Genomic DNA, 19,457 nt, shown 5'->3' with positions numbered 1-19,457 from the left:
GCGACATCCTCATATTAACGGAATACATCGACTCGACGCCCGCCGTCCGCATGCAGGTCCCGCAGCCACAGCCCGAAGTCGAGGTTCGTGCCGGGTGCGGGGTAGCGCACCTCGAAGGCGCGCACACCCGCCACGCCCACCTGGAAGAGCTGCTGCCCGCTTCGACTTCGGTCCCAATAGATTCCGGTCGCCGGATCGTCCAGATCGAAGATCCGACCCGGCGTACGCAGCAGCAGACTGCCGCGATCGCGGTAGCACGCCACCGGGGTACCGCCGATGCTGCCGTAGAGGCCGGCTGCGGGGCCGATGTTCGTCGCGGCGTACATCTCGCCGGTGCCGAGGTCCAGGACTGCCGGACCGCTCAGAGCATCGAAGGGCTGCAACAGTATTCGCGGCTGTGGGGGCGAGTGTCGCGGGTCGGCGGGCCCGTCCCGGCGCTGGCCGCCGCGGCGCGGGCGGGAGCCCGCGCTGGGTGATGCCTGGGGCGGCATCGGCGGTCCGATCAAGGGCTGCCGGGATGAATCATTCGTCGGCAGTTGACTATTGCCGTGCGGCGGGATCCATTCGTGTCCGTTCCGCGGCGGCCGGCTGTCCCACGGAGACGGTCCATTCCACGGCTCGTGGCCGACGCCGGGCGGTTGCGGCCTATCCTTATTGTCTATCTGCGGCAACGAATCACCCTGCGGTACTTGATTGTTCGGGCTAGGCGGTTCGTCTTCCGGCCGCGGCTGATCGGGATGCTCCCACTGTTGTACATCGGCGAGCAGTGCGTCGGTGATCGGGCCGATGGCCTGTTCGATGTCGGACAACAAATCCGGGATAACCGATGAACCGCCGCTCCGACTCCCCGATGAACCACCTTGTGGTCCAGTATCACCCGTTGATCCGGACGAGCCGGCGGGTCCACTCGCGCCAGCCGGTCCGGTCGAGCCGACGGGCCCACTCGAACCCACAGGTCCGGGAGGACCGGTTTGTTCACCCGGGCCGCAGTGCTCGTCCGGCCCCGAAGGTCCGACCGGACCGGGCGTCGGGGTCGGCGAAGGCCCGGGCTCGGTCGGTGGCGCCGGCGCTGGCGAGGGTAGTTGCGGTTCCGGGATGTCGAAGAACGGAGCCTGCACAGGAGCGTTGGGAAGTTGTGCAGGGCTGATGAAGCGCGGCGGATGTGGGATTCGCGACATGTGGTTCCACGGGGAGTCGCTGGTCGGACCTTGCCGCCTGCCATGCCCCTGCGGATCGCCCTGGCCGTCGTCGCCATGCGCGCCACGACTTCCCGGACTCCTGGGTGGCCGCCCGCCGCCCCGGCCTGCGCCGCTATCTCCAGCGTTGCCGGGCTCATCCTCACCAGACCCGTTCTCACCGGACCCGCCCTCGCCGGAGTTCAACTGCGCCGGCCCGTCGCGGCCGGGAACGGCGGCCAGTTCGGCGAGGACTGCGGCGTGCGCCTGCTCCAACTCCCGCTCCCGCTCACGCGCCCGCTCGAGATCCGTTTCCATGCGTTCCACCTCGGCCCTGGCCCGCTCCCGCTCCCGCAACGCATCGCGCAACCCGTCGATCACCGCCACACGCGGATCCCGTCGTCCCACCTGCCAGGTGCGCTGCGCGGCCTCGGCGGCGTTGTCCACGATATTCGGATCGTCGAGCTCGCCCAGCGCATCCGGCTCGATCGGCAGGGAGCCGAGAGCCCGGGTGCGAGCGGCCTCGGCCGCGGCCTGCGCGGCGGCCAGGTGCTGCCGCCGCTGTGCCAGTTCCGATTCCAGGCCCTCGCGAACCTCGCGCGCGGCGTGCAGATTTCGTTCGGCGACGGCCGCGGCGGACTCGATCTCGGCGCCAGAATGCCCCGCAAGCTCGAAGGACTGCTCCGAATACGATGGTCGCGCAGCGTGCTCCGACTGTGCGATATCGCCCGGCAGCAACGACAGGCCCGAGACCGCGCGGATCGCGTTCCGCTCGTGCAGGCGAGCCTGCAAATCGGCGAGTTCCCCGCCCCGCGAACGCAATTCGTCCAGCCGCTGTTCCAGAGCGCTCATCCGGTCCTGAATCAGCCTGTGCCGGTGGGGCGCGTCGACCAGACCCCTCTCGACGTCCTGTGCGACGCCGGCCAGCATCGCCCGCTCGTGTGCCAGATCGGATTCCAGAGCGTCCTGTGCCTCCCGCAACGCGGTGCGGGCCTGCTGCAAAGCCAGAACCGCTGCCTGGTGGTCGGTTCCGGCGACGGCCTCGGCCCGCCCGGCCAGGTCGTCGACCTGCCGGAGCAGCTCGGGTATCCGCTGTTCCCGGGCGCGCTGTGCCATGTCGTCTCTACGCGCCTGTGCAGCAATGGAATTCGCCCGCTCGGCGGTGGCCTGAGCGACTTGAAAACGCACGGTCTCCGCTCGCAGCCGCTCCTGAAGCTCGTCCACACGGTTCTGCGCCCCGGTCAGGTCCCGCCGCGCCCCGATCAGGTCGCGCCTCACCGCGACGACCTCCCGGGCCGCTGCCGCCAATCGCCGAATCAGCAGGTGGTCCGGCGCATCCGGCCCACCGGCGTCGGCCCGTGCGGTGAGTTCGTCGATCAGCGCCCGAATCCGGCTGCGCTTCGTCAGCCGCGCGAGCGCGTCGGGTTCCAGGCCCAGCAACTCGCCCACCCGATCGCGTCGATCCCGGGCCTGGTCGACCACCACCTGCTGCCGATCCACCGACGCCTGCGCCCGGTCGAGGTTCTGCTCCGCCTCCCGCAGTGCCCGCTCGTACGGCGCGAGCGCCTCGATCAGGGGTGCGCGGCCCAGTGCGGCGCGCCCGGCGGCCGAGAGTTCGGACCGCGCCACGACTCCGCGCGCCCGCAGCACATCCTCATCGGCCGAGTCGAATTCGTGTACGGCCCGCTCGAGCTCGTCCACCCGGGAGCGTCCGGCATCGTCGGGCTGCTCGGCCCGCAGACGGTCGAAGTAGTCCGGCCCGCCGCCCATCGCATCGAGCACATCCACACCCGCACGCCGCGCCGCGGAGTCCAGCGCGTCCTGCGCCCGCTCGAGCCGATCTTGCAGAGCGGGCAGGCGCAGCCGGTCACGATTGCCCGGCAGAGCGAGTTCGAGAGGGTCGCGACCAGTGTGCAACCGAGATTCCACCTCGGCGCCGCGGGTGGCGTGGGCGAGGCGAGCCAGGGCCTCGTTGCGCTCGCGGATCGCGGCGTCCAGCACGTCGACCCGCGCCCGCCCGGTGTCGTCGGCCTGGCCGTTTCGCAGGGATTCCACCAACTCCCGCACCGGATTTCGGGCCAGCGCGGCATACACGTCCTGCGGGTCCAGCCCGACCTCCCCGGCCGCGTGCGCCAGCGCCTCGGCGGCCTGCCGACGCCGTTCCTCGGCGCGCGGACCGTGGAATCGTTCGGCCTGCCGGTACTGCCGGATCGTGTCGTCCAGAGCGTCGGCCCGGGCCAGGCCCGCGTCGCCGATCTGTGCCGAGCGCACGTCGTGCAGCAGTTGCCGCACCGGATCGTGCGCCATCGCGTCCAGGACCTCCTGCGGGTCCAGGCCCAGTGCCCGAGCCGCGTCGTCGAGGACGACCGAGGTGCGCTCGAGCCTCTCGGTGGCGAGCATGGGTTCGAGCAGTTCGGCGATATCGGACCGGAAGCCGATCCGTTCGCGCCACCCGGTCAGGGGTGGGCGGTTCTCGTCCCAGTCGAAGCCCTCGGCCGCGGCCCGGACGTTCGCGTCATACCAGGTGCCGAACGGATGCTCGTGGGTATACACGGCCTCGGCGAGCGCGTCGTGCAGCATGATCACATCGGCGGTCAGCGGATGCCGCAGGCGCGGAATCACCCTGTCCCCCACCGGTTCCACGTCGATCAGCCGGTTGATCGCCTCGGCCACGTCGGCGACCTGGCTCATCCGCCGCCGGACCATCCGCCCGTCGGGGTCCAGGTGATCGTGCACCCAGTGTTCGTTCTCCATCAGGTGATCGAGCACCTGCTGAACCTGATCCCTGGTCAGATCCAGCGACGGCCATTTGGCGGTGGTCGCCGAATAGTCCTCGCGCATCCTGTCTTCCAGTTCCTCGGCGATCCCGTCGACCGTCTCGTCGGTGATCCGCCCGCCGGTCTCCATGAGCCGGTTGTGCACCTGTAAGACGATGTCGTGCATCGCATCGCGGTTCTCGGTGACGAACGCGTCGAGGACCCGTTTCAACCGCGAAGTGCCGGCCATATCGCCGAACACCAGGTCACCCAAGTCGGCGACCGTTCGAGCCGCATCGGCGGTGCGCGAACCGAATTCGGCGACCTCGCCGTCCGTCAGCGCACCGAACACCTGGTCGATCCGTTCGCGCAGCACCTGCGCGTACTCCGGATCGGTCCGATCGCCGATCAACAGCCGCTCGGTCACCTCGCGCAACTGCCGCTCGGTCAGGTCGGCGGCCGGATCCTGTGAGCCGTCTCCGAGGATCCGGTCGTACGCGTCGGTGAGGCTCTCGCCGGGCTCGGCGATCGCAGTGGTGTGCGATTCTTCCAGGACGCGCCGGAATCGGGACAGCCCGTCATCCGCGGCCTGATACAGATCGCCGAACTTTTTCACGGTGCGGTACTTCAGGTTCCGGAGATCACCGTCGCGGAGTTCGTCGAGCAGCACGTCCACACGCCGGCGTAGGCGCTGCGGGAATTCGGGATGCGTCCGCTCGCCGGGCGGAATCTCCTCGATCAATTGCCGGCGAATCCGATCCACGACGTCGCGCGCGGCCAGCACCCGCTCGTTACGGGCGTGCTGGGTCAGTCCGGCCACGATCTTGTCGGCCAATTCCGGGTCGGCGCGGAACATTTCGTATTGCCGATCCCGCCAGGACAGCAGCCGCCACTGATCGGCGATCACGTCACCGCCCGCGAAATCGTTGCGCATATGCGGCGCGAGCGCGTCCACGAGCCGGTCGACCATTTCGCGTGGAACCCGGCCGTCGGTGAATTGTCCGCTCAGCAACTCCTGCACATGGGTCAGGGTGTCACCGACCGCGGCCGGATCCTCGGTGCGGAACGCGGGCGCGTATTCCCGCGTGGCGTGCTCGATATAGTCGTGCAACGCCGCACTCTGCGCGGGATCACCGGGCCGGAAGCCGCGCACCAGCCGCACCAGACCGGCGTGGAATCCGGTGACCACCTCCCGTGCCGCCGCGGCCTGCCGCTCCTGCCGGAACTCGTCCGGGGTGGTGTTGCGCAAGCGGTCGTAGAGGGCCCGTGTCTGTGCGGGGATCTCGGCGCGGATCGGATCGCTGGAGTTCTCGCCGGAATGGCGATCGGGGAACATGGGCTCGACGTCCCATTGATCGCCCCGGTGCCATTCGTAACTCGCCAGCGCCGTGGAGAACGGCGGCTTTCGCATGAGCCAGGGACGTTCTTTGATCCAGTCCCCGATCTCCGGATGGCTGCGGATGTATTCCTGCACCATCGGAAGTTTCATGGCTTGCAGAAACATGCGCGGAAAACGCTGGGCCGCGTTGATATGACCGCCAATTTCGGGTGTGAACAGCTGGTCGTCCGGGATATTGCCGGTGTCGAACTGTCCGGTGACCGCGAATTCGTTGTACGGCAACAGATCTTCCGCGATTTCACCGTGCGGAATATGGTAGAACGGCAGGGCCACCGAGTCGATGTAGTACACCAGGCCGTTCCACCAGTCGGGGTCGCCGGGATGGTATCCCTCGGGTGTATTCGTCTCGTCGCTGCGATGCCATCTGGCCCGGATCGGATCCACCCCGTGCCAGGTACCGCCGCTGTCCCGCCAGGCGACCATCCGGAGGGACGGATGACCGCCGACCGGGTCGTCGGTGAAGTACACGCGGCGGTCCGCCGCCCCAGGCCCCGGCAGCGATTCGCCGCGCACGCCTCCCGGGCCCGCGATCATCTCCCGGTACTCGACCTCGGCCCCCTCCAGCATGGCCCCCGCGATCCTGGTATCGGTCTCGATGCCGCGCTGCAGGACCTGGTCGAATTCGGCCACCGACCCGTCCGGCCCGCGTCGCGTCCCCATTACGACGATCCGCGCGTGTTCGCCCTCCACCAGGGCGACCTCGCCGATCAGCTGTTGTTCGCCGTCGCGCTCGAGACGCGGGTGCACACCGGCGAAGTCGGTCACCCGCACCGCGCCCTCCTGCTCGAGCGCCTGATCCCACCGCCCGGTCACCCATGCGGTCCGGTCGTCGATGCGGCCCAGCTCGTTCTCGACCGACCTCAGCTCGCCGGCGGTGCGCTCGAGGTCATCGATCATCCGCAGCGTCGATTGCCGGGTTCCGTCGGTGCGCCCGGCCGCCTCCGCCCTGCGCGCGTCCAGCATCGCGCGCACCGTCTCGGCATCGGCGTGCAGATCAGTGTCCGAGACGTCGATCCCTGTGCGCCGCAATCGGTTCAGGAGGTCGTCCCGATTCGCTCGCAGCCGGGCGGTGCGCGGATCCTCCAGCAGCGCGGCACGCTCGCTGTCCAGGCGCAGCAGCCTGCGAGCCAGCTCGGGCGCCCGGGGTACGCCGTCGCCGATGCCGTCGATCGCCAACTCCTGCAGCCGATGTTCGAGGTAGGTGCGCTCGGAATCCAGATGCTCGATACTGCCGACCAGCTCCATCAATCGGCGAATCTGCGAGCGCCGCTGGGCCACCTCGGCCGGCGAGTTCGGGCGGTGCTCGACCGTGCCCGGGTTATCGATCGACGCCGGGGTCCGGATCGTGCGCTCCTGCGCCTCGCGCAGCCGCGCCAGCACCGACCGCTCGTAATCGGCGCCCGAGAAGTCGTGCACGTGCACGGTTCCCGCGAGCGCGGTGAGCTGTTCATCGATGGCCTCGCGCCGTTCGGTGAGTTCGCGCCAGCGTCTCAGCAGCCGTTCCTGCTCGTCCCGCAGTGACGGATTCCGTTCCAGCGCATCCACTTCGTGATCCAGGGAGGCGATCCGGCCGTCCAGTTCCTGCACCCGGGTCCGGGCCTCGATCAGCTGACGCACGGTGTCGAGGTCGTCGAAGTTCTGCACACCGGCCTGTTCGCGCGCGGTGCGCAGCGCGCCGCCGAAGTCCTCCTGCGTGTCCAGGGCCGTCTCGGGGATGCCCAGATCCTGCGCGAGTTGATCGCGCAGGTCGATCAGGTTGTCGCGGGATTCGACGAGAGTCTCACGGCGCAGCGCCAATTCCCGCAGGCGCTCGTCCACCGAGCGGTCGTCCTCGCGCAGCACGGTGAGATGGCCCTGGTCGTCCGCGGCGATTCGCAGGACGACGGGCTGGGCGCGATCCTCGCCGATCAGCCCGGTGAGCTCCGGATACCTCCGGGCGGCATGGGCGAGCACCTCCGCGGCCGATACCGAGTCGTCCCACAGGACCACCGCGATGCGCCGCGCGGGGCCATCGATCACGCCCACGCGGGGTTCGCCGGGCATCGAGGTCGCGTTGACCGTGCGCAGGGCCCCCTGTTCGGCGAGGGCCCGCAGCTGGGCCACGGTCTCGGACTCGTGCTGAGCGGCGTCACGGTGGGCCCGGAATGCGGTATCGAGCGCGTCGTAGGCGTCGTGGCGCGCCCGATTGTGTTCCTGGAGTGTGGGATCGGACAGGAGTATCCGCATGGTCTGGTTGCGCAGATCCGCGATCACCAGCTCGCCGTGCCGCGGATCTGCCAGTTCCTCCCAATCCACCCGGGAGGTATGCGATTCGCCGCGTGCCCGGGCGGCGGCCTCGAGCTCGTTGACCCGGTCGATCGCATCGCGCAGCGGCCGCTCGGCGTCGACGCGCGATCGCATCGCGTCGGCGGCGGCCTGCTGGGTCCGGGCCAGCTGTTCCTCGCGCCGCTCGTCCGCGCGCCGGCGCGCGGCGTCGATCCGATCCTGCTGCGCCGCCGCCACGGCGGCCTTATCGGTGAGGATGTGGCCGTGTTCGTCGAACACCACATCGTCCCGGCGCCGCAGGGTCGACGGCATCGGTACGCGCCGTGCCGAATCCCCTTGCAGCAGTGCGTGAGTCAGCGCCTCTAGCGGGTCGGTGAGCGCATCGGCCCGGCCGCGGCGGATCGCCCGGTCGAGCGCGGCGGCGATCTTGCGCGCATCCGGCCCGGACATCGTGTACTCGTACTGGCGAGCCCGGCCGTACCGGATGGAAGCGTGGTCCACGTTGGTTTCGCCCCGGCCGCCGAATCGGATCGGGCGCATGCGGATTCGGCCCGAGTCCACTCCCAGTTCACGCAGAACCCGGGTGCGTGCGACGGCCAGATCGATGCTGTCCCGGTGATATCCGTGATCCATCCCGTCGAGCAGCGCGGTCACCAATGCTCGGCGTTCGGTGCGGGAAAGGCGCGGATCGGCCAGCAGGCGGGCCAGTTCCGGTGCGGACAGGGCACGGTTGTCGCTCAACTGGTCGAAGGCCGCACGCAGGCGGATGTCGGCGGGTAGGTCGGGGGTGCGGGCCGGGGTCTGCGTACCCGGGTCGGGGGGCGCCGACGAGTTGCCGGGATCGGGCTGCGCCGGTGGGTTGTTCGGGTCGGAGTCCGGCGAGGACGAATTCTCCTCGGGCTCCGGCGATTGCGGGTTGCGGGGCGGCGGCTCGCTCTGTGCCAGCACGCCCGGCGTGTCCTCCACGCTCGACACCCCCCGATCTTCCGTCCGTTCCCGGGGCCAGATCGAGGGCCGCACCACCGCGCCCCGGCGGCGCAGCAACAGTTCTCCCGGGTCAGCACGCTGGCGGAACGGTTCGGGATCATCGGAGCGCGCCCGGTCGTCGGGGCGGGCGTGGGCCTCGAGATCATCGATGCGCCGCAGGACCACGGCGTGCCAGTCACCGTGGCCGAGGGCCTCGAAGTCCGGGCGCAGGGCGCGGAACATCTCGCGCAGTCGTCCCACCTGCGAGACGGTCATGTCATGGTCGTGTACCGTGCCGTCGGCGTTCAGATAGGTGCGCGCGAAGTCGCTCGGTTCGGCGCCGGCGGGCCCGAGGTCGAATCCGAGATGGTTGCGCACCCACGCATTCTGGTGGTCGGTACCGGACCCTATGCGATCTCCGAGTTCACCCTGGGGAATTCCGAGGAGGGCATCGTGCAGGTCCAGCGCCGGTGGATGACCCGAGGGATCGAGCATTCGGTGCAGTTCGAGGGTATCGAGGCCCGTAGGAAGGTAGACCGCGTCGCCGACCGCGACCGGCACCGCCACGTCCAGACCGAGCATGTGCGCTATCCGCGCCGAAAGCACCTCGGCCGCGGCGAAATCCGCGTTCTCATAGGTCACCCGCAGCGCCTCGCTGCGATCGCCGAAGACCACCACCTCCGCATGGCGCACTCCGGAGATCTCCGGTCCCGACCGGAACGAATGCGCCTGGATCCCCTCCCAGCGCAGCACGTTCAGAACATGCTGATCGAAGGGGACCACCCCGTGCGCGTCGTCCCACTGCTGCTCGTAGATGTCCCGGTAGAACCGGCCGTTTTCCAGATGCCCCTCGATGATCGGCCGCAGCGCCTCCACTCCGGCCTCGTGCGCCCGGCTCTCCAGCCGGGCCCGTACCGACGCCGGGATCGGTTCACCGCCACCGAAACCCAGACGCTCGGCCTCGGCGTCGCGTGCCCGATAGAACGTCTCGGTGTACTCGCGCACCCCCTCGGGCTCGCGCACGGGCACACTCGCCGCTCGAAGCTGGATCGCCGCTACGATTTCCGCGGCCTGCGCACGACGCTGCTCGTCCAGCATCTCCTCCACGAACATGCGGGAAGAGTTCCGTATCCGCTGGTCCAACGACCCGTCCGTACCGCGCGCCCGAGCCATCTCCGCGTGAATCGCGGTATGCACCAGCGCCGCCATATGCTCCTGGTCGGACAGGCCGGCATCCAGCACCAGTCGGTTCGTGAGCGGGTCGTACCCCTGCTCCGAGGGATCGTCGGTGTGTTCGACTCGCACACCCCGCGTGACCTCGACGGCCCAGCGGCCCACCGGGGTTCGCGAGAGCGTCGCGCGGATCTCGGCGAGGCGTTCGACGGTGGCGTGCCCCGCCAGATCCCAGGGCACCACGTCGTCCGCGTGCCCGATCGGTGTCTCCGGGAGATCCGAGGGCATACGCAGGGTTACCGTGCCGATCCGGTCCACCTCGACGATCGTTCGCACCGCCCGGGCGTTGGGCAAGGCTTCGATCGCCTGCGCGACGGCCGGATCCACCAAGACCTCGTCATGTCCAGCGGGGCCGGCCACGACCATGATCCACGGATTTTCGCCGGAGGATCGGAAAGCCCGGCCGGACAGGCGCGTTCGGCGCGGATCGGTGATCATGGCCTTGTTCACGATCTCGGTCGCGGCCAGATCGTGCAACGCCTTGGTGCTCCGGTCGATGCGGGCGCTGAGATTGGTGTATCGGTCACCCAGGTCGAGCAGTTCCCGCAGCTGATGCTGTTCGCGGTGTAGTGCGGGCAATTGATCCACGCTCGCGGCGGCCACGGCCTCGTCCACCTCGTTCAGCTTGCGCACGACCGGGTCGCGCAGGTCCTGTCCCGGGTTCCGGGTCAGGCCGTGCGCCTGCCATGCGTCGTTCAGCTGTTCGGCCAGCTCCGCCCGGAGATTGTGGAGATTGGCGCGGCGCTGCAATTCCGGGCGCATCCGTTCGACGGCCTCGGGCGAGAGTTCCTCGCTCCGCGCGGCGCCGGCATCGGGAGCCGATTGCGCATGTGCATTCGCGTGATCCCAGTAACGACCGTATGTTTCGCTGTATGTCTGGCCGTCCGGGGGTCTCTCCTGACCGAGGTAGTCGATGCCGGCCTCGGTCGCCCGCCGGTGCGCCTGCGACTCGGTCGCCCCCTCGTCCAGTGCCGCCTGACGCTCGCGATCGTAGACCCGGACGGCCTCGCGCGGGGCCGGCGTGGGCTCGCCGAGAGCGGCCAATTCCCGTTCGAGCTGCGCTTGACGCAGATTGCAACGCAGTTCCTCGTCCAACAGGGCGTGGACGTACTCGTCACGGGTCACCGCCAGCGGCTCCAGGGGCGTCTTACCATCCACGAACGCCTCCGCATGAGTCCACTCGTGGATCAGTACCGAGGCCTGCTCGACCACCGATCTCCCGGTCGAGTACACCGAAATACGCTGGGCGGTGGGGCTGAATTCACCGAGCACGGTTCTCGCCGCCCTGACGGCGTTACGTGTACGCACCGGCATCGCGTCCAGTGACTCGAGTGCCGCGCGGCCGATCTCGGTGCGCTCCAGCAGAGTTCGCACCTGGGTATCGATCTCCGTGGTCACCGCCAGGCCGATCCGCCCGGCAGACTCGCGGTCGAAGACCTGGTGCGCCAACGTCTCGCGCTCACCCTCGGGCAGCGATTCGGCGGGGTGGCCGTCCGGGTCGATCAGGATGGCCTTGCGGTAGCCGGTCAGCTCGTGCGGCTCGTCGGGCGGGAAGCCGTGCTCCTCGCCGGCTGCGCTGTCCCGCACCATGATTCGGTCACCGGTGTTGACCAGCAGATAAGCGTGGTCGCCGACGTTGTGGTTACTGTCGTCCGCGACGCCCCTGTACGAATCGACCACAACGGCGCTGGATCCCCGCCCCAGCCGGTTCAATTCGTCGACGATCTTCTGATGGTCACCGTACAGGCCGATCCTGCCTCCGGTGGCGACCCGCAATTCGTCAGGGTGCACACCGTATTCGTCGATCGCGCGGCCGAACAGCCGGATGCCCGCGTCGGGATGCATCCGCCGCAGCTCGTGCAGGACTCCGACCGCGCATCGACCGTTGCTGTTCTTCTCGAACATCCGGAAGCTCTCGACCGGATGCTCACCGAGGCGGTTCAGTATATCGCGGCCGAATTCGTGCTGCGACAACTGCTCTCGCATCCGTTGTGCGTCGGCCGGGCCGGCGTGCTCGTCGAGGGCCTCGACAACATGCCGACCGGTGACGCCGTCGGGCAGCCTCCGGTCGAATGCCCCGGCCGACAGCACATCCCGGGTCAGATCGGCCTCGTGGTCACGCAGCATGGCGCCCAGTGTCGATTTCTCGGCGGCTCCGGCGCCCTCGGCGAACATCCAGCGGCGAGCCCGGCCGCCCACTCGGTCCAGCGGAGTTCCCTTGTCGTCGAACACGATCGCCTGGGTACGCGCCAGCTCGTGCGGCACATCGGGCGGGAATCCGTGTTCGGAGCCCGCGGCCGCCTCGTGAACGATGATCTCGCCGTCGCGGTTCTCCAGCACCAGCAGGCGACCACCGACGCCGTACTTGTCGGTTTGGCTGTGAAAGGTGTCGGCGACCAGCGCGGTCGAGCCGTTGCCGAGTCGCCGCAGCAGGACGGCGATCTCGGCATGCCCCTCGGCGAATTGCCGGAACCGGCCGCCGGCCGCCGCGATGAGTTCGGCGTGGTCGGTACCTTCCGGACCGACCATCCGCTCCAGATCATGGACGCGGTCGCCGCCGGGGTGCAGGGACATCAGTTTCCGCAGCGCGACCAGCCCGGGCTGGTCACCCCTGCCGTCACCGGAACCGTTCCTTCCCGAGCCGTCCCGGCCCGTACCGTCCGCGGTAGAACCGGGCTTGCCCGAATCATTCCTTCCCGAATCATCCGTGGCCGAACGGACCTCGACACCGGACCGTTCATCCTTGCCCTGGCCGTCCGATGTGGCGGATGCACGCGACCGCCCCGGATCCGATTCCGCGGAGCCCGGCTCGGATCGGCGAATTGCGGACGAGGAGTTCGCATCCGCCGCACCCGCGCGCGGAGTATGTGTCTCGGGCAGGGCGACGGCCCGGACGTTCCGGCCCTGCTCCGCGGCACCGGATCGAGATGTGCCCGGCTGCTCGCCCGGGGATCCGGCGCGGATCTTCGATCCCGAATCCTGGGACACACTGGTGGATTCGGTCTGCGCCGACGATCCGCGCGACAAATTCGTATCGCCGAGGGACCGGTTATCACCGGCCATACCAGCCCGCGATGCCGATGCGCTCGGCTCGGCAGGCGAGCGCCCGGCCTCACCCACCGACGAAGCGCCGCCCGCCGCCCGGTCGAGACCGGATGCGTTCACGCCGTTGGTCTGCGCCCTGGGCAGGGCCGAGGACTTGTCGGCCGAGACCGCCTCCGGTGTCGCACTGGACGGCACTTGGGCGGGACGTTCCGGCTGTGTGGCGGAAACATTGGGGCCCGAGCCGTCGGTCCCCGCTCCGGCCGGGCGTACGGCACCGTCGTCTCCGGCGCCGACGACGCCTGCGGTCCTGCCGTCACCTGCGGAGAGGCCGCTGTCCGTGGACAGCGCCGCATGCGGGAGCGAACCATCCCCCGGGTTCACATCGCCGACACCACGCGGGCCCACCCCCGGCAGATCGCTGAATCGCGGTGCGCCCGGGGTGATCCCCGCCGCCATGCCGCGGCCCCAACTGTCGCTCATCTCGAAGTGCCGGGTGATCGACCCCTTGAACATGCCGGTGATCGACCCGCTCAACACGCCGCCGGTGAGCATGCGCGGATCGAACTGCTCGGCCTGCGTGACGGTGTCGGACCACGCTTTCCCGAAATTCCCGTCGTTGTTCCAGAGCGATTCACCGAACGTCAATCCAAGGCTCGCACCGAATCCCGCAGTACCGCCGGCCAACCCGCCGGCCTTTGCCATGATGATGTCCTCGAGGAACGGCGACAGGGCCTTATCCTCGAGCCACTGCCCCAGCCCGTGCCCCAGCGGCCCGGCAACCGCACCCGCTGCGGCAGCCGACAGTGTCGTCGAGGCGAGTTCGTTGTAATCGAAGCTCTTCTTGTGCCCCTGTGCGATCTGGAGCATCTGGATCGCCGTACCCTGCCCCGCACCGATCAGCGTATTGATCAGCACATGCTTGAGGATGAAACGGATGATGGCGCTGGAGATCTTGGACTCCACCCATTCGGCGACCTCGGCACGCACCCGGGAGATGAACATCCGAATCGCCAGGCGCGTACTCGCGACCGCCAACGCCTCCTCCGCGGGCGCGGTCGGCGGGAACAACCACGCGGCGGCGATCTCGACAGCCAGCAGGGCCAGGGAGGATTCGACCATCCACTGCCCGGCCTCGATCTGATTCGCGGTATTGTCCGCGCCGTCGGCGACCTGCCCGAACAAATACGCCAGGCGGGCGATGGATTGATTGTTCTCGTCGGTGACCGAGGGCGTGCCCTTGGCGGTGGTATAGCCGTTCTCGAGCTGTTCGAAGGCCGCGGCGATCTCGTCGTGTGCCTGCCCGGACGGATAAGCGGCCAGCGCGGCATTCTTGGCGGCTTCGAGATCCGATTCCAGGTCGGTCAGCTGGCTGCCCGCGGTGCGCCACAACTCGGCGAGATCGCGCATGAGCCCCGGATCGCCGTCCGGCCATTCGGAGCCGGCGACCCAGCCCAGGCCGCTCATCAGATCGTCGCCCCACCCCATGGGCGATCACCTCAGTCCCTGTTCACCAACCGGAATCGGTAACTCCCGGTTCCCGGGGACCGCGCCTTTCCATCATTTCCGCGCCGTCGAATTCCTCGCCCGCACCGGCACTTCGATCGCCGGAGGCGGGCCTGGTCGACGGCGGCGGTTCGGGCACGGGCAATTGGTCACGCAGATTCGGCATGCCCGGGACCAGGTCGGAGAGTTTCGGCAACCGGGCCCGCTGATCCTGCAGCGGCTGCATCAGCTCTTTGGATTTGCGGCCCACCTCTGCCGTCGCGGCGTGGGCCGCCTCGATGACGGCGCGGGCCAATTCCGGATAGTCCAGATCCTCCACGTCCCGGCCGAATTTCAGATCGACCAGCACGTTGTCGGCGTTGACCGCGACACTGACCCTGCCGCGGCGCACCGTCGCCCGGCCGACCAGCGCGGTACGCTCACGCTGCAATCTGGCCACGGTGTTCAGCGTGGCTCGAATATCCTCCATCAGGTCCGGAAATTGTTCCGGGCCACCGCCTTCGGGCACGACTACTGCCCAGCCGATTGATAGGGCGCTTTATTGTCCTGCTCGATCTGCTTTTCGATATAGTCCGCGGTGGAGTCCTGACCGTCGGCCAGATTATCGATGGAGGCGCAGAAGCCCTTGCCGCCGGTAATTCCGTCACCCATCTCGGACACGGTCGACAGATAGCCGTTACCACTTGTGCCATTGGCGAACTGAGCGCCGATCTTATCGGTGCCCCAGGGGCTGCCCAGGCCGTCCAATCCGGAGGCCAGGCCGGTCCAGATGCCGCGGAGCTTATCGGCGACGCTTCTGGTCACGTTCGCCGAACTGCGAAAGGCCGCGGGGTCGATCTGAAATCTCTGGGTCCCCACCACACACCCCTCTCCTGCCGCGCCCGGACAACCCACGTCGAGTGCCCTCGAACCTCCTACGCCCGTGCCGAATCCCGATCCAGCAAACGCAGGTGGTTGATTCCCAACGGTAACACCAACAGAACGTGTCATCCACCCGAACAGTTGGGGGCGCCTGCGAATTCGTCGCAGCTCGAGGAGCCGCGCCGGGCATATCGAGCGGCGCGGCCAACCACGGGGTGAGGGTCAGCTGGCAACCTGGCCGACGTCGTCGTGCGGGCCGAATCGGTTCGAGAGCCGATAATGTCCCGCCGCGACCAGCATCGCCAGGGCCGCGCTGCGGGACGGACACGAACGGGGACACGCCCGGTGTACCTGCATCAGCCGATGCGCCTCGGCTAGATCGGAGGGGTGCACCTCTGCGGTGCAGACCGGGTGGTCGGAATGGGACGAGTTACGCGACATGGCGATTCACCTCCGGGAGACGTCCGCAGTGGACCCCTCACCTCCATGATCACCCCATGCGCCGGAGATGGGTATGCCGAAACCTGGTTCTTACCTGTATTTGACGCGGCCGCCAACACACAGCGAACCGGGTGGTTGTGCGGAATATCTCGGCACAACCACCCTGCGGGCGAAGGTCAGCGCTTGTCCATGTCGTCGATCTTCTTGGCCGCGTCGTACATGCCGCTGCCGAACTGACTGAGCGAGCTGGACATGTTGTCCGCGCCCGACATCAGGTTCTTGCTCGACGTGGTGTACCCGCTTTCGCCCTCGGTGAACTTGTTGCCGTAGCTGTCGTGGCCCCACGGATAACCCTTGGCGTTCAGGTTGTTCGTCAGGCTCGTCACGACCTCGTTCACCCTGCCGTGCACATCGTTCATCGTGCCGGCTGCGGTGCGCAGCTGGTCGGTGTTGACCTCGACCGGTTTATCGGCCATGAGAATCTCCTTTCAGAGGGTCGACCGGAGTATCAGTAACGGTCGTCATTTTGGGCCTCCCAGTGGGTATCCATTCGTTGCATCAGATTGTCGATGTCCTTCTGGATACGCTGGGCCAGTTGTATCGGGCCGACGGCCTCCGCGATCGGCGCGTCGTCCATCGCCATGACATAGCGGCCGTCCTCGATCACATCCCGGAACAGCATCTTGGTCTCCTGGATGCCGCGCGGACCATATTTGGAGCGCCCCTGCACGATCAGGATGGACCCGGTCAGCGACGCACGCAGATTGAAGAACTTCGTCGAGGCGACCGCGGGCGGATCCTCGTCGTCGTCCCTGAAGAAGCTGCCGCCGTAATTGCCCATATGCTCGGCCGGATCGATGATGATCGGCACGCTGGGCAGATGCCCCGCCTCGACCGAGGGCAACGCGCGCACCACGTCGTTGGCCAGGCTGCGCGCATCGCATTCGGTCACCACGAAACCGTCGGTGTGCCACAGGGTTTTTCCGGGCTTCTGCTCGAATTTGAACGCCTGCGCACCACTGCGGGCGAAGTGCATGTACAGCGACTTCTGCCCGTTATCGATATCGTGCTCGTCCCAGCCGTGTATCCGTACGAACAGCTCCGGCGCGCACATGACGTCGATCATCGCGTCCCAGGCCGGATCCCACTTCATCCGGAGTTCTTCCCAGGTCTTCTCTTTCAGCCGCGCGGACTGATCGAGCGTCATGGGCTCGTCGAGGGTGTAGAACAGCGGATCCGGGAGCTCACCGGCCCGATATTTTTCACACAGCACCTGGAATTCGATGCCGGTGAAGTCCCACTTCAGACCGTTCACGGTTCGATCACCGGCCTCACCTTGTCAACCGGATCGAGGATGTCGTCGAGGTTCGAGGACCCGTCCAGATATTTCGCTCGCTTGTGTTCCTTCGAACCGCCCTGCTGCCCGCCCTGGCCCATGCCGCCCATGCCTGGCATGCCGGGCATGCCGCTGGAATCGCCCGGTGTAGCGGTCACCTGGCCCGGATCGTGCTGATCGGCGACGGTCGCCCGCGGGAACAGCTTCGAGACATCCGCCGGAGCGGTCTGCAACTGCTGGCCGAGCTGGTTACCCATATCGCCGACCTGGTGCCCGACGTCGGCGAGACCCGCGCCGATACCGCTCATCGCGTTGTTGAGCGCACCACCGAGTTGGTTGATACCCGAGGACATCGCGTTGACCAGACCCGGCAGCACGCTGGACAGCGCACCACCCAGGGTGCTGCCCAGGTTGCTCAGGCCGGACAGGGAATTCAGCAGTGAATCGCCGGTCCCCAGACCCGCACCCGACATGGCCTCCTCGCCGGCCAGGAAGCCCGCGGAGTAACCGGCCGAATAGCCCGCCCCGTAGGCGTTCGACCCGCTGCCATAGGTGCCGGCGCCGCTGCCGCTGCCATAGGTGCTGCCGCCGCTGCCGCTGCCGTAGCTGTAGCCGGACCCACTGCCGAACGCACCACTGAGTGTGCTGTATCCGGATCCCGACATCCCGCCGCTGCCGTAGACGCCACCCGAGGCGGCGCCAACCGCGCTCATGTAGGCCTGCGCCGCCGACATGGCCGCCGAATAGCCCGCCGCGTAGGCGTTCGACGCGGCGTTGGCGCCCGAACCGTAGGCGCTGCCGTACGAACCGGCGCCGGAGTTCTGGCCCGTCTGACCGCCGTAGGTGCTGCCTTGGCTGCCGGTGTACGCGCCCGCGCCGCCGCCGGTGCCGCCGCCGGTGCCGCCACCGGTACCACCGCCCGTGCTGCCCGCACCGTATGTGCTGCCGGAGCTGCCGCCCGTGCCGTAGCTGCCACCGCCGCCACCGGTACCGCCACCAGTACCACCGCCGGTGCCACCGGTGGTGGTACTGCCACCGCCGCCACCGGTACCGCCACCTGTTCCACCGCCGCCGGTGCTGCTGCCGCCGCCGTGTTCCGCCGCCGCCTCGCCTGCGGCGAAACCAGCGGAGTAACCGGCCGAATAGCCCGTACCGTAAGTGCCGCTGTTGGCCCCGCCGCCGGTACCGGTCCCGCTGCCGGTGCCACTACCCGTACCACTGGCGCTGCCACTGGCGCCGCCACTGGCCGAACCGCTGGCGCTGCCGCTGGCCGTACCGCTGGCGCTGCCGCTAGTCGAACCGGTGGCACTGCTACTGGCCGAACCGCTGGAACTGGTGTTGCCGGTGCCTTGGCCGAGCACGGTGATCAGCGGAAGGCTCTGCAGCGAACCCTGGATGCCCGCGGAGTAATCGTTCTTGTAGGCGCTGGCGTAGTTTTTGCGCCATTTCTGCAGTGTGCAGTTGACGTACCGGACGTGCGGCACACCGTCCCCACTACGGAATTGCTCGTAGGTATACGCGGGCATGGCGTCGAAGGTGATCTTCAGCCAGGTCGATGTGTAGTTCAGGGACGAGGCGAGCTCATTGATGCTGTCGGTGAATGCCTTCGAACCGTCGTCGAAACGTGTCACGGCCGCCTGGGCCGCGTCCGCGCCGGTACCGGTCCAGTAATCGCCCTGGATGTTGCTGAGTGTGCTGACCAGGGTCGCTATGTCGTCGCCCATCTGATTGGACATCCAAGCGTAGCGAACTCCGGCCTCATCGGTGTTCCAGTCCGCGCCGCCGTTGGCCATGATCGACCGACCGAAATTATAGAACTGGTCGAAGCCCCACGAAGCCGCGTCGCTGACCGACACCGTCTGACCGTTGTCCGCATTGGTCGGTTTCGTCGGCTGGTCCGGCATATCGCCCGGGTCGTTCACACCGAAGTCCGCTGCGCCCGGTGGATTGCTGTTGGCCGGGCTGTTCGTCATGGCCGCGCCGGCGATGCTGGTGAGGTCGTCGGTAGAGCTGGAGTCGGCCTTCTGGTACGCCTTCAGCGCATCGAGGAAGGTGTTCTCCATATTCGTCAGGATCGACTGGAGACCGGCGATCCCCTGAAGGATCACCGTGCCCTTCTGGTTGTAGATCTGGGTGAGTTCGACGCCGCCGTGCTCGTTCGAGATATCCGGGATGGCGTTCATCTTGTTGTCGGTGATGTACTTGGCGTACCAGTCCATCTGCTGGTTCAGCTCGTTGACCGCTTTCGCACTGTTCAGGAACACCTGATACGCGGCCTTGACCGTTGTGCTGACACCGAGGGTGGGGTTGTTGCCGCCCGCCTGATTGGCCAGGCCCGACCAGACATTCCCGTCATTGCCGGACGTGTCCGTGGGCCCACCGGTGGACGTCCCGATGCTTCCACCGCTGCTAGTGCTGGCCATTGTCTTCCAACTCCCTCATATACGTCCTAGTGCTTCGAGTCGAGCCTGTAACCA

The 19,457-nt window shown here is 67.9% G+C and carries 7 protein-coding genes; all 7 read right to left on the bottom strand.

Annotated features, from left to right (window positions below; translation table 11 throughout):
• Positions 1-14: 14 nt before the first annotated feature.
• The 7 genes from JZ791_RS12495 to JZ791_RS12465 all read right to left on the bottom strand — a co-directional run bounded on the left by JZ791_RS12495 (position 15) and on the right by JZ791_RS12465 (position 19,403).
• Entirely contained in the window at positions 15-14,324 is a 14,310-nt protein-coding gene (locus JZ791_RS12495) for a WXG100-like domain-containing protein (protein ID WP_216894423.1), read from the bottom strand.
• 22 nt (positions 14,325-14,346) lie between these two features.
• Complete coding sequence (locus tag JZ791_RS12490) at positions 14,347-14,850, bottom strand: YbaB/EbfC family nucleoid-associated protein (RefSeq protein ID WP_498049399.1); 504 nt, start codon at positions 14,848-14,850, stop codon at positions 14,347-14,349.
• A gap of 2 nt (positions 14,851-14,852) precedes the next feature.
• Positions 14,853-15,203 (bottom strand): hypothetical protein, encoded by a 351-nt coding sequence (locus JZ791_RS12485; RefSeq protein WP_216894421.1) that lies wholly within the window; start codon positions 15,201-15,203, stop codon positions 14,853-14,855.
• A gap of 222 nt (positions 15,204-15,425) precedes the next feature.
• The gene (locus JZ791_RS12480) at positions 15,426-15,644 is read right to left on the bottom strand and encodes a hypothetical protein (protein ID WP_216894420.1); all 219 of its coding nucleotides are present in this window, start codon (positions 15,642-15,644) and stop codon (positions 15,426-15,428) included.
• Positions 15,645-15,820: 176 nt separating this feature from the next.
• The gene (locus JZ791_RS12475) at positions 15,821-16,120 is read right to left on the bottom strand and encodes a WXG100 family type VII secretion target (RefSeq protein ID WP_216894419.1); all 300 of its coding nucleotides are present in this window, start codon (positions 16,118-16,120) and stop codon (positions 15,821-15,823) included.
• A gap of 32 nt (positions 16,121-16,152) precedes the next feature.
• Positions 16,153-16,959, bottom strand: coding sequence for an ESX secretion-associated protein EspG (locus JZ791_RS12470; RefSeq protein ID WP_216894418.1), 807 nt, complete (start codon positions 16,957-16,959; stop codon positions 16,153-16,155).
• Positions 16,956-19,403 carry a hypothetical protein gene (locus JZ791_RS12465; RefSeq protein ID WP_216894417.1) on the bottom strand — a complete coding sequence of 816 codons (2,448 nt, stop codon included), beginning with the start codon at positions 19,401-19,403 and terminating at the stop codon, positions 16,956-16,958. The genes JZ791_RS12470 and JZ791_RS12465 overlap by 4 nt, the downstream gene beginning before the upstream one ends.
• Positions 19,404-19,457: the final 54 nt, after the last annotated feature.

Source organism: Nocardia alni, assembly GCF_019038435.1.
Taxonomy (GTDB): domain Bacteria; phylum Actinomycetota; class Actinomycetes; order Mycobacteriales; family Mycobacteriaceae; genus Nocardia; species Nocardia alni.
This window is presented reverse-complemented; position numbering and strand designations above follow the sequence as displayed.